Source organism: Kitasatospora sp. NBC_00458, from assembly GCF_036013975.1.
Classification (GTDB): domain Bacteria; phylum Actinomycetota; class Actinomycetes; order Streptomycetales; family Streptomycetaceae; genus Kitasatospora.
This window is the reverse complement of record NZ_CP107904.1, coordinates 1,027,173-1,039,909: the sequence shown is the minus strand read 5'-3', so window position 1 is coordinate 1,039,909 and position 12,737 is coordinate 1,027,173. Positions and strand designations below refer to the sequence as shown.

The following is a 12,737-nucleotide window of genomic DNA, read 5'->3' as shown; positions in this document are numbered from 1 at the left end:
CAGGCATCTCGAACCGACAGGGGTAGGCACATGTCCAACGAAGAGAAGCTCCGGCACTTCCTGCGGCAGACCGCCGCCGATCTGCGCGCGACGAGGCACCGCCTCCAGGAGGCCGAGGAGGCCGCCCGGGAGCCGATCGCGATCGTCGCCACGGGGTGCAGGTACCCCGGCGGGGTCCGCTCCGCCGAGGACCTGTGGCGGCTCGTGGCCGACGGCACCGACGCGGTCTCCGGCTTCCCGACCGACCGCGGCTGGGACTCCGACGGGCACGGGGACCCCGACGGGGACGGGGGCGGCGCGCTCGGCAGGGCCGCCGCCCGGCAGGGCGGATTCGTCCACGACGCGGCCGAGTTCGACGCCGGCTTCTTCGGGATCCCGCCGTTCGAGGCCCTCGCGATGGACCCCCAGCAGCGGCTGCTGCTGGAGACGTCCTGGGAGGTCCTCGAACGCGCCGGCATCGACCCCCTGTCACTGCGCCGCAGCCGGACGGGCGTGTTCGTCGGCGCCTCCGCCCTCGGCTACGGCGGCGGGCACCGCCGCGGGGACTCCGGAGTCGAGGGCTACCGGGTCACCGGCGGCTCGATGTCCGTGGTGTCGGGCCGGGTCGCCTACGTGCTCGGGCTGGAGGGCCCGGCGGTGACGCTGGACACCGCCTGCTCCTCGTCGCTGGTCGCGCTGCACTCGGCGGGGCAGGCCCTGCGGGCGGGCGACTGCGACCTGGCGATCGCCGGCGGGGTCACCGTGATGGCCCGGCCGACCGCGTTCGTCGAGTTCTCCCGGCAGCGCGGGCTGGCGGCGGACGGCCGCTGCAAGTCGTTCGCGGCCGCGGCGGACGGCACCGGCTGGGGCGAGGGCGTCGGACTGCTGCTGCTGGAGCGGCTCTCGGACGCGGTGCGCCACGGGCACCCGGTCCTGGCCCTGGTGCGCGGCTCGGCGGTCAACCAGGACGGCGCGTCCAACGGGATCTCCGCGCCGAACGGCCCCTCGCAGCAGCGGGTGATCCGGCAGGCGCTGGCCAACGCGGGCCTGTCGGCGGACGAGGTCGACGCGGTGGAGGCGCACGGCACCGGGACGACGCTGGGCGACCCGATCGAGGCGCAGGCGCTGCTGGCCACGTACGGGCAGGGCCGTCGGGAGCCCTTGTGGCTGGGTTCGGTGAAGTCCAACATCGGCCACACGCAGTCCGCTGCGGGTGTGGCGGGTGTGATCAAGATGGTGGAGGCGCTCCGGCACGGTGTGCTGCCGCGGACGCTGCACGTGGACGCGCCGTCGCCGCACGTGGACTGGTCGGCGGGCCGGGTGGAGCTGCTGACCGAGGAACGGGTCTGGCCGGAGACGGACCGGCCGCGCCGGGCGGGGGTGTCCTCGTTCGGCATCAGCGGCACCAACGCGCACGTGATCCTGGAGCAGGCCCCGGCCCCGGCGCCGGCCCCGGCGCCGTCCGCCGACCCGGAGCAGCTGACGCCGGCCGCCGGGGTGGGCGGGCTCGTCCCGTGGGTGCTGTCGGCCCGCTCCGCCGAGGCCCTCCGGGCCCAGGCCGCCCGGCTGCGGGACCGCGCCTCGGCGGTCCCGCCGCCCCGGCCCGAGGACGTGGCCTGGTCGTCCGTCACCGGTCGCGCCCTCCTGGAGCACCGCGCGGTGGTGCTGGGCCGCGACCTCGCCGAACTGACCGCCGGACTGACGGCGGTGGCCGAAGGCGCCACCGCCCCGGCCGGTCGCGGCGGAGCGCCCGTGGTGGTGACCGGCGCCGTCCCCCGGGCGGCCGGGGCCGGTGGCCGGTCGGCCGTGAAGCACGCCGTGCTGTTCACCGGGCAGGGTGGTCGGGTGCATGGGATCGGTCGTGAGTTGTATGAGGTGTTCCCGGTGTTCGCGGGGGCGGTGGATGAGGTGTGTGCGGCGTTCGTGGGGGTGGTGCCGTTCTCGGTGCGGGGGGTGTTGCTCGGTGAGGGGTCGGGGGAGGGGTCGGAGGATACGGCTGTGGCGCAGCCGGTGTTGTTCGCGTTCGAGGTGGGGTTGTGGCGGTTGTGGGGTTCGTGGGTGGGGGTGCCGGATGTGGTGGGGGGTCATTCGTTGGGTGGGATCGTGGCGGCGTTCGTGGCGGGGGTGTTCTCGTTGGAGGGTGCGGTCGCGGTGGTGGCGGCGCGTGCGCGGTTGATGGGTGGGCTTCCTGTGGGTGGGGCGATGTTGGCGGTGGGGGCGGGTGAGTCGCAGGTGGCGGCGTTGTTGGCGGGTGTGGGTGCGGGTGTGGGTGTGGTGGGGATCGCGGCGGTGAACGGGCCGGGGTCGGTGGTGGTGTCGGGTGAGGTGGGGGCGGTTGATGTGGTGGCGGGGTTGTGTGGGGGGCGGGGGTGGCGTTCGTCGCGTTTGAGGGTGTCGCATGCGTTTCATTCGGTGTTGATGGAGCCGGTGTTGGGGGGTTTGCGGGAGGTTTTGGGGGGTGTGGGGTTGTCGGTGCCGTCGGTGGGGTTGGTGTCGGATGTGACGGGGCGGTTGGTGTCGGGGGAGGAGGTGTGTGATCCGGAGTACTGGGTGCGGCAGGTGCGGGATGCGGTGCGGTTCGGGGATGTGGTGGCTGCGGTGCGTGCGGAGGGTGTCGGTACGTTCGTGGAGTTGGGGCCGGATGCGGTGTTGACGGCGATGGTGGCGGAGTGCACGGCGGGTGAGGACGTGGCGGCCATCGCCACCCAGCGACGCGACCGCGACCCCGTCGCCACCCTCGCCGCGGGGCTGGCCGCCGTGTTCGTCCGCGGCACGCCCGTCGACTGGGCCGGCACCGTGGAGGGCGCGCGCCGCGTCGACCTGCCGACCTACCCGTTCCAGGGGCGGCGCTACTGGCTCGAACCCGAACCGCCCGCCACCGCGCCGGGCAGCGAGCGGATCACCGGACAGGGCACCGACCCCGGGGACGCGGCCTTCTGGGACGTGGTCGGGCGCTCCGACGCCGGCGCGGTCGCCGCCCTGCTGGACGTACCCGAGGACGCACCGCTGCCCGCACTGCTGCCGGCCCTGTCCTCCTGGCGCACGGGCAGCCTCGCCGCACGCACCGCCCGCTCCTGGCGCCACGAGGTGCACTGGGAGCCGTGGTCCGGCGCCGCGCCCGGCACCGGACCGTCCGGGCGCTGGCTGCTCGTCCACACCGCCACGGGCGGCGGCCCCGGCGAGGCGGTGGCCGACGCGCTGACCGGCCACGGCGCCGAGGTGCTGCGCCGGGAGGTCGACGCCAAGACCGCCGACCGGTCCGAACTCGCCCGCTGGATCCAGGAGTCGGGCGGTCCGGAGGGCTTCGCGGGGATCGTCTCGCTGCTCGGCGCGGAGCACGGGGACGGCGGCGCGGCCGACGACGAGGGCCGGAGCCTGGTCCGCGCCGTCACCGCGACGGCCACCCTGGTCCAGGCCCTGGGCGACGCGGGCACCGGTGCCCCGCTCTGGTGCCTGACGGCGGGGGCGGTCTCCGTCACCGGCGAGGACCTCGGATCCGCCGTCGGGGCCGGCGTCTGGGGCCTCGGCGGCGTCATCGGCCTGGAACACCCGGACCGCTGGGGCGGACTGGTCGACCTGCCGGCCGCCCCCGACGCCCGCGCCCTGGCCGTCCTCGCCGCCGTGCTGGCCGGCCCCGGCGCGGAGGACCAGATCGCGATCCGCCCGCTCGGCACCTTCGTCCGCCGGCTGACCAGGACAGCGGCCGACGACACCGTGCCCGCCCGCCCCGCCCGCCCCGCCGGCCCGTGGCGGACCGGCGGCACCGCGCTGATCACCGGCGGCACGGGCGCACTCGGCGCCCACACCGCCCGCTGGCTGGCCGCGCACGGCGCCGAACGCGTCCTGGTCCTCGGCCGCCGCGGCCCCGACACCCCCGGGCTGGACGGGCTGCGCGCCGAACTCGCCGCCTCCGGCGCCGACCTGGTGCCGCTCGCCTGCGACCTCACCGCCCCGGACGCGTCCGCCCGGCTGCGCGGCCTCCTGGAAGGCGAACTCCCGCACATCCGGACCGTGGTGCACGCCGCGGGCGTGGCCGGACCCGCCCGGCTGGCCGACACGAGCCACGCCGCCATCGCCGACACCGTCACGGCCAAGGTCGCCGGAGCACTGGCCCTGGACGAGCTGTTCGGCACCGCGAGCCTCGACGCGTTCGTCCTCTACTCCTCCGGCGCGGGCGTCTGGGGCGGCACGGCCCAGGGGGCGTACGCGGCCGCCAACGCCTACCTCGACGCGCTCGCCCTCCGGCGCCGCGAGCGCGGGCTCACCGCGACGGCCGTCGCCTGGGGGCCCTGGGCGGCCGGCGGCATGGCCGACGGCGCGGCCGGCCGCCACCTCGACCGCCTGGGCGTCCGCCCGATGGCGCCCGCCACCGCGCTGGCCGCCCTCGGCCAGGCCCTCGACGAGGACCTGGCCCACGCGACGGTCGCCGACGTCGACTGGGCCCTGCTCGCCCAGAGCTACACGGCCGCCCGCCCCCGACCGCTGATCACCGGACTCGTCGCCGCCGCCGGACCGGCGCCCGCCCCCGAGGACGGGAGCGGAGGGCGGCCGCGCTGGGAGCGGTCCGCCGAACGGTCCCCCGCACTCCTCGCCGCCGAACTGCTCGACCTCGTCCGCACCGAGGTCGCCGCGCAGCTCGGCCACGCCGACGCCGGGGCGGTCGACCCCGAACAGCCCTTCCGCGAGCTGGGGTTCGACTCGCTCGCCACCGTCGGACTCCGCAACCGGCTGACCGCCGCCACCGGACTCGACCTCGCGTCGACCCTCCTCTACGACCACGAGACCCCCGCCGCCCTCGCCGCGCACCTCGCCGAAGCCCTCGGCGACGGATCCGCCGCCCGCCGCACGGCGCACCCGGCGCCGGGCGCCGAGGACTCCAACGAACTGCTCGGCTCCGTCTACCGCAACCTCGCCCTGCGCGGCCAGATGGACGACGCGGAGTCCCTGCTGGTCGGCGCCTCGGGCCTGCGCGAGACCAGCGAGGACCCGGCGCGGCTCGCCGGGACCCCGGGCTTCGTCCGGATGTCGCAGGGCTCCGGGCAGCCGGTGCTGATCTGCTTCCCGCCGTTCGCGCCGGTCGACGGCGCCATCCAGTTCGGCCGGCTGGCGACCGCCTTCGACGGGTTCTCCGGCACCGCCGTGCTCACCGTCCCCGGCTTCCGCGCCGACGAGCCGCTGGCCGCCTCCCGTGACGTCCTGCTCGACGTGCTCACCGCGGCGACCCTGCGGTGCGCGGGCGACGAGCCGTTCGTGCTGCTCGGCTACTCGTCCAGCGGCTGGCTCGCCCAGGGCGTCGCCGCCCGGCTGCAGGCGGGCGGCACCCGGCCGGCGGGCCTCGTCCTGCTGGACACCTACCTGCCAGCCACCATGTCGCGGAGCATGCGCAAGGCGATGAACTACGAGGTCATCGTCCGCCGGCAGGCGTTCACGGCGCTCGGGTACGTGGGGCTCACGGCGATCGGCCGGTACCGGCGGATGTTCCGCGGCTGGGAGCCGGAGCGGACCGCGGTGCCCACGCTCTTCGTCCGGCCGTCCCGCTGCGTGCCCGGGTCGCCCGACGAGCCGATGACCGGCGAGGAGTGGCGCTCGTCCTGGCCGTACGAGCACACCGCCCTGGAGGTCGAGGGCGACCACTGCACCATGATCGGCGAGCACGCGGCGCAGACCGGCGCGGCCGTCCGCGAGTGGATCGCGGGCCTCACCGCGCCGGCCCGCTGACACCGCCCGGCCCGCACCGACCCGTTCGGCCCGCGCGACACCTCCCGGACGCGCGACACCTCTCAGCAAAGGGGAACCCCGCAGATGACCGACACCGCACCCGCCCGGACCCGCCTCGTCCCCGGATCGACCGAGCACCTCGACCCGGGGTTCCTCGTCGACCGGGCGGCGATCCAGGACGTGATCGCCGCCTACAGCCTGTTCTACGACTCGGGTGACTTCGAGGCGCTCGGCGACCTCTTCACCGAGGACGCGACCTTCACCTTCACGCCCCAGCCGGAGGGCTTCCCGCCCGCGGTGACCACGCGCGGGCACATCGTGGCGGCGATGGCCGCGCTGTACCGGCACAACGTCGACGTCCGCGGCGCCCACCAGCGCCACCTCACCACCAACACGGTGATCGTCCGGATCGACGGGACCACGGCCGAGGCGCGGTCCCTGCTGTCCGTCGCCTTCGCGTTCGACGACGGCCGCCAGGAGCCGGGCCGCAGCGGCTCGTACGTCGACCTCCTGGAGAAGGAGGGGCGGCGCTGGCGCATCGCGAGCCGGCACCTGTGGCTCCGCGAGCTGCCGCCGGTCCCCGCCCTCTGACGACCGCCCGGCCCCCGCCCCGGCCCCGCACCCGGCCCCCGCCCCACGGTTCGCAGGAAGGACCACCGTGATCCCCGTCCTCGACCTCGTCCAGGTCTCCTCGCTCCCCGACGCCGAACGCGAACTCGGGCAGCTCGCCCGCCGGTACCCCGTGATCCGCACCCGGCAGGCCGACGGCGTCGAGGCGTGGACCGTCCTCGACGCCGCGCTGACCCGCCGTCTCCTCGGCGACTCCCGGCTCTCCAACGACCTCCACACGCACGCGCCGAGCGCCGCCCAGACCCCCGACGGCCCGATCGTGCTCTTCGAGCAGGACAACCCCGACCACGCCCGCTACCGCCGGCTGGTCAGCGCCGCGTTCGCGTCCCGGACGGTCCGCCGGCTCGAACCGCGGCTGGTCGACATCGCCCGCGGCATCCTCGACCGGCTGCCGGCCGAGGGGACCGTCGACCTCATCGAGGGGTTCGCCAACCCCTTCCCGCTGGAGGTGATCTGCGAGCTGCTCGGGGTCCCGCTGGCCGACCGCGAGGTGTTCCACACCCGGGTCAGGAACATGGACTCGCCGTCCGCGCCGGTCCGCGAGGCCGCGAAGGACGCGTTCGCGGCCTACTGCACCAACCTCGTCGAGGCCAAGCGCGCCCGGCCCACCGACGACCTGCTGAGCGAGCTCGTCACCGCCGAACTCGACGACGGCTCCTCGCTCACCCGGGAGGAACTCGTCGGCTTCGGCTCGGTGCTGCTGTTCGCCGGCCACGTCACCACCGCCTACGTCATCGCCAGCGCACTGCTGGAACTGCTCACCCGCGAGGACCAGCTGGCCGGCCTGCGGGCCGATCCGTCGCTGGCGGCCGGCACCGTCGAGGAGGCGCTGCGCTACCGGGGGTCGCTGCTGTCGACCACCAACCGCGTCGCGCTGACCGACGTCGAGGCCGGCGGCGTCGTCATCCGCGAGGGCGAGCTGGTCCGGTTCCTGCTGTCGGCCGCCAACCGCGACCCGGCCGTGCGCGAGGACCCGCACGCCTTCGACATCTCCCGGCCGACCTCGGCGCACCTCGGCTTCGGCCACGGCCCGCACTTCTGCCTCGGCCAGCAACTGGCCCGGCAGGAGATCAAGGTCGCGCTGAACGAGGTCCTGGCCCGCTTCCCCGTCCTCGAACTCGCCGTCGCCCCCGAGCAGCTGAGCTGGCGCTCCTCCGACTTCCTGCGCGGGCTCGCCGAGCTCCCGGTGCGCTACCGGGCCTGACCGCCCGCCACCGGGCCTGACCGCCCGCCACCGGGCCTGACCGCCCGCCACCGGGCCCGACCCGGCCCGTCCTTTACGCGGCGGACGCCCTACCGACAGACTGCTCGGAGTCCCACCCCGCCGCCCGCCCCCGACGTCCGTCCCCGGGGGCGACCCGACCACGAGAACGGATCCACCGCATGTCCGACCTCCAGGAGCTGAGCCGACTCTGGCTCAGGCAGTACCACCCTGCCCCCGACGCCGGCCTCACCCTGGTCGCGTTCCCGCACGCCGGCGGCTCCGCGAGCTACTTCCAGCCGCTGTCCGCCGCGCTCGCCCCCGGTGTCGAGGTGCTGTCCCTCCAGTACCCGGGCCGGCAGGACCGCAGGTCCGAGCCGTGCCTCGACAGCGTCGACCGGCTGGTCGAGGCGCTCAGCGAGGTGCTCGGCGCCCTGACCGAGCGCCCGGTGGTGTTCTTCGGGCACAGCATGGGTGCCGTCCTCGCCTACGAGACCGCCCGCCGGCTGGAGAAGGAGTCCGCCGTCCGGCTGCTCGGTCTGATCGCCTCGGGCCGGCGGTCGCCGACGACCGTCCGGCACGAGACGGTGCACCTGCGGGACGACGCGGGCGTCCTCGCCGAGATCCAGCGGCTGAACGGCACCGACTCGGCGCTGCTGCAGGACGAGGACATCCAGCAGATGATCCTGCCGAGCCTGCGGGCCGACTACACGGCGGTGGAGACCTACGTCCACCGCGCCGGGGCGGCGCTGCGCGCCCCGGTCACCGTCTTCACCGGGGACGCCGACCCGCAGGTGACCCGGGCGGAGGCGGAGCGCTGGTCCGAGCTCACCGACGGCGGGTTCCGGCTCCGGAGCTTCCCCGGCGGCCACTTCTACCTGGCCTCCGAGGCGGGTGCGGTGACCAGGGCGCTCTCCGAGGAGCTCGCCGCGTTCCGGGCCGCCGCCCCGTCCGGTCCGGGAACGGCGGACGCCGACCTCGGCTGAGCCCCGCCGGCCGCGGTGGGGCCGCCCCGTCCCGTGCTCCCCGTCCTCGGCCGGACCGGCCGCCGGGGGGACGGGGTGACACCCCCCCCCGCGGCCCCGGCGGCCGTGGACCGGATCTCCCGGCGGCGGTCCTCAGCCGACCGCGTCGAGCAGCAGCCGGGCGGCCACCGCGGCCCCGTCGGTCCGGAACGCCCCGGCCGCGGCGGTCGCCCGCTCGCGGGTCTCCGGGGCCAGGGCGGTCTCCAGCGCGGCCGACAGGGACCGGGCGGTCGGGACCGGTCCGTCGTGGGCCGCGCCGATGCCCAGGCCGGCCACCCGCCCCGCGAAGTAGGGCTGGTCGGCGCCCTGGGGCACCACCACCTGCGGCGCCCCGGCCAGGGTGGCCGTCGTCGTGGTGCCCGCGCCGCCGTGGTGCACGACGGCGGCCACCCGGCGGAACAGCGCCTGGTGGTTGACCTCGCCGACGACGAAGCAGTCGTCCCGGTCGTCGGTCGCGTCCAGGTCGGCCCAGCCGCGGGAGAGGACCGCCCGGCGGCCCCGGGCGCGGACCGCCTCGACGGCCGCCCGCGTGACCTCCTCCGGGTCCTGCAGCGGGATGCTGCCGAAGCCCACGTACACCGGCGGCGCGCCCGCGTCCAGGAAGGCCGTCAGGTCGGCCGGGAGCGGGCGGTCGTCCGGCAGGACCCACGCGCCGGTCTGCACCACGTCGAGGTCCGCCGGCTGCTCCCACGGGGCCAGGAGCGGGTCGGCGGCCAGCCACGGACGGTCGGTGAAGACGTGGTCGCGGACGTTGTCCACGGGCGGCAGGCCGACCGACACCCGGTGGGTGTTGACCGCGTCGCCGAACACGTCCTGCGCGTCCCGGGCGTCCCGGTCCCACAGGATCCGGTTGTCGGTGACGCCGGGCGGGAGCGGGCGGCCCGGCCGGGGCATCGGCGGGTGGTGCGGCGACGGCAGGCTGACCGGCTGGTAGCTCGCGTAGACGTAGCGGATCCCCAGCTTCTCGGCCACCGACTTCACCCCGGCCACGGCCGGCACGAGGCCGGTCGCCAGCAGCACGTCGCACCCCTCGGCGGCGGCGGTGACGTTCTCGTGGAACGCGGCGACCAGGTCGGCCGCGCGCCGGGGCAGGCCCCCGGGGGAGGGCGGCGTCCTCCCGGTCACCAGGTCGCGCACCGACCGGCCGGTCGGCACCGCCTCCACGCCGACCCCGGCCAGCCGCTTCGCGAACTCCTCGTCCGGCGGCGCGCACACCCGCACCTCCGCGCCGAGTTCCCGCAACCGCACCGCGAGTGCCGCCAGCGGCTCGACGCCCCCGCGCGAATCGTAGGCAGACAACAGCACACGCATTCCGTACTCCGATTTCCGCAGGTTCCGACTACGAGCGGAGATTCTGCGTCATCACGGGGGCCTTGCCGCAAGTCCCCTGATGGGTTATAAGTTGAGAGTGGCGGGGAGCGGATTCATCCCCCCGTCCACGCCTCCGAGGACGGAGGTCCTCCCTCCGGGATCTCCGGACAGCGGTGAATCGTCCCGCTCTTCCCTCCTGCCATTCCGCGCTGCGGATTTCCTCCGGCGCCCTCGTGCATGGGGATTCCGCCGAAAGGCCTTCGGCGAGAGCGCGTTGGAATGCTCATCGGCTGGCCGGGAGGGGCGCGGACGCGGGGGCGGGCGCCGGTGGGCCCGCCCCGGCGCTTCGGGGTGCGCTGTTTCGCTCCCCTGTACGAGGTGGAGTCGGCGTGCTGACATGTACGTGACAAGCCGGCCGGGTCCGCACGTGGGGGTGCGTCACCGGGAGTCGGCGGTCGAACGGAAGGAAACGCCCGTGAACGTACGCCTCATGGCCGTCGGCGCCGCCGCCGCGGCACTGCTCGCCACCTCGTCGGCCGGCACCGCCGGTGCCACCGCCACCGGCTGGACCACCCCTCCGCCGGACAAGATCGTCATCGACGTCGCCACCGTCAACGGCTCCGGCTGCCCGGCCGGAACGGCCGCGATCGCGATCTCCCCGGACAACACGGCCTTCACCGTGACCTACAGCCAGTACGTGGCGCAGGTCGGCCTCGGCTCCAAGCCCACCGACTTCCGGAAGAACTGTCAGCTGAACCTCAACGTCCACGTGCCGCAGGGCTTCACCTACGCGATCGCCTCCGCCGACTACCGCGGCTTCGCCCACCTGGAGAAGGGCGCGAGCGCCGTCCAGAAGGCCAACTACTACTTCCAGGGCTCGCCCGAGACCGCCTCGCTCAGCCACCGGTTCGCCGGGACCCTCGACGACAGCTGGCAGGCGACCGACACCGTCGCCGTCGCCGCCCTGGTCTGGGCGCCCTGCGGAGAGCTCCGCAACTTCAACATCAACACCGAGATCCGGGTCAGCGCCGGCACCTCGGACACCACCAGGACCACCAGCTTCATGACCATGGACTCCACCGACGGCAGCGTCAACACGGTCTACCACCTCGCCTGGAAGCGCTGCCCCTGACCGGACCGCCCCCGGCGGGGCGGGCACGCGGCCCGGGGGACCACCGCGGGCCCGGCCTCGCCGGAGCGGCGACCGACTGGCAGGATCGGGGACATGGGGGCAGGGAGTGAACAGGTGGCGCCGTGCTTCGCGGTGGGACACGGGTACGCGTGCTTCCAGGGCCGGGCGACGGCCGACGGCAGCCTCCACCGGCACGCCGCCTTCCAGATCGCCATCGCGGTCCGGGGCGAGGTCACCGTGGTCGACGCCCACGGCACCCGCCACCGGGCCGCGGCACTGGTCGTCCCCCCGATGGTGCGGCACCGCATGCTCGCGGTGCCGCAGCTGCGGACGTTCTTCGTCGACCCGCACTGCGCCTTCGCGGACCGGCTGCGCGACCGCTGCGGCGACGGCGTCACCGAGGCCCACGAGCTGCGCCACCTCCGGGAGTCGGACCTGCGGAACGCCGGCGGACGCCCCTCCGACCGGCTCGACCCCCGGCTCTCGGCGGCGCTGGACCTGCTGGCGGTCCGGAGCCTGCCGATGCCGGACCTCGCCGCCCGGGTCGGGCTCTCGCCCCAGCGCCTGCGCGCCCTGGCCCGGCAGGAGCTGGGCATGCCGCTCGCCCGCTGGCGGATCTGGCGGCGACTGGCCCGCGCGGCCGACGCCCTGTGCGAGGGGCAGTCGCTCGCCGAGGCCGCGAGCACCGGGGGCTTCGCCGACCAGGCGCACCTCAGCCGGCAGATGCGCGAGATGATCGGTCTCACGCCCTCGGCCGTCCTGCGCGCCCTGCACCCGTCAGCCGCGCCGGGCGACGTAGACGGAGATCGAACCGTTGACCGTTGAGACCACCTCGGCCTCGCGGACGTCCCCGAACCCGGCCCCGGCGATCAGCCCCGGCAGGACGCCGTCGGCGTTGGGCTGGGTGTCGGCCTTCCCGTCCGCCAGCTGCACCACCCGGAACGCCAGCCGCATCAACGGCGTCCGCTGGAACCCGAAGTCGGCGATCACCAGCCTCCCCCCGGGCCGCAGCACCTCGGCCATCGACGCGAGGATCGCCCGCTTCACCGGGACGGGGCACTGGTGGAGCACCAGGCCGGAGACGACCGTGTCCACCGAGCCCGCGCCGAGGACGTCCGTCAGCGCGTCGCCCATGCCCACCCGCCACTCGACCTCCGCACCGCGCGCGTCCGCCTTGCGCCGCGCCAGCGCCAGCACCTCGCGGTCGGGGTCGACGGCGACCACCCGGGCCTGCGGTTCGATCCGTTTCACCAGCAGGGCGAGCGAGCCGGTGCCGGTGCCCACGTCGAGGACCACCTCGCCGGGCCGCGGCGCCGCGTGCATGGCGAGCAGCCCGCGCCACAGCCGCTCCCGGGTCAGGGCGATCACGGAGTCGTAGTAGCGGGGCGGGGCGAACCGGCCCAGCGCGGGGGTGAAGTCGCGGCCCGCCGTCGGTTCCGCCCCGTGTCCGGCGGTGTGCTCGGCGGTGTGCTCGGCGGTGTGTTCGGTGGTGTGCTCGGGGAGGTGCCCGGTGGTGTGTTCGATGGTGTGTTCGGTCATACGCACAGTCTCGGAGCGGAGCCGCCCGCGGTCTTGAACGAAGCGCTCGCGGCCGGGCGTCCGGCGCGGTCGCGCCGCCGGGGCCGCCGCACCCGGCCGCCACCGGCCCACCGGTCGGCACCCGGCCGGTGGCGGTGCCGTCGGACCCACGTGCGAGGCTGTGCCCCGTGGCGGCCGGCGACCGGGAACCGGCGGGAAGAGG

7 protein-coding genes and 1 pseudogene are annotated in these 12,737 nt (G+C 75.6%); 6 read left to right on the top strand and 2 right to left on the bottom strand.

What is annotated here, in order from left to right:
• Window positions 1-129: 129 nt before the first annotated feature.
• From OG550_RS03795 to OG550_RS03780, 4 genes and pseudogenes are all read left to right on the top strand, one after another.
• Window positions 130-5,697 (top strand): annotated as a pseudogene (locus OG550_RS03795) (type I polyketide synthase); the annotation flags it as partial.
• An 84-nt stretch (window positions 5,698-5,781) separates the two neighbouring features.
• On the top strand, window positions 5,782-6,288 hold the full coding sequence (locus tag OG550_RS03790) for a nuclear transport factor 2 family protein (protein WP_327674471.1): 507 nt from the start codon (window positions 5,782-5,784) through the stop codon (window positions 6,286-6,288).
• A gap of 67 nt (window positions 6,289-6,355) precedes the next feature.
• The gene (locus tag OG550_RS03785) at window positions 6,356-7,531 is read left to right on the top strand and encodes a cytochrome P450 family protein (RefSeq protein ID WP_327674469.1); all 1,176 of its coding nucleotides are present in this window, start codon (window positions 6,356-6,358) and stop codon (window positions 7,529-7,531) included.
• Window positions 7,532-7,710: 179 nt separating this feature from the next.
• Window positions 7,711-8,514: a thioesterase II family protein gene (locus OG550_RS03780; RefSeq protein ID WP_327674467.1), complete on the top strand. Its 804-nt coding sequence runs from the start codon at window positions 7,711-7,713 to the stop codon at window positions 8,512-8,514.
• A gap of 132 nt (window positions 8,515-8,646) precedes the next feature.
• On the opposite strand, the gene OG550_RS03775 is transcribed toward OG550_RS03780, so the two are convergent.
• On the bottom strand, window positions 8,647-9,864 hold the full coding sequence (locus OG550_RS03775) for a glycosyltransferase (protein WP_327674465.1): 1,218 nt from the start codon (window positions 9,862-9,864) through the stop codon (window positions 8,647-8,649).
• 490 nt (window positions 9,865-10,354) lie between these two features.
• Between OG550_RS03775 and OG550_RS03770 the strand changes: the two genes are divergently transcribed.
• Window positions 10,355-10,996, top strand: coding sequence for a DUF4360 domain-containing protein (locus OG550_RS03770; protein ID WP_327683683.1), 642 nt, complete (start codon window positions 10,355-10,357; stop codon window positions 10,994-10,996).
• 93 nt (window positions 10,997-11,089) lie between these two features.
• Window positions 11,090-11,821: a helix-turn-helix domain-containing protein gene (locus OG550_RS03765; protein ID WP_327674463.1), complete on the top strand. Its 732-nt coding sequence runs from the start codon at window positions 11,090-11,092 to the stop codon at window positions 11,819-11,821.
• Here the strand turns inward: OG550_RS03765 and OG550_RS03760 are convergent.
• On the bottom strand, window positions 11,774-12,535 hold the full coding sequence (locus OG550_RS03760; protein WP_327674461.1) for a class I SAM-dependent methyltransferase: 762 nt from the start codon (window positions 12,533-12,535) through the stop codon (window positions 11,774-11,776). The two genes, OG550_RS03765 and OG550_RS03760, sit on opposite strands and share 48 nt — an antisense overlap.
• Between the last annotated feature and the right edge of the window lie 202 nt (window positions 12,536-12,737).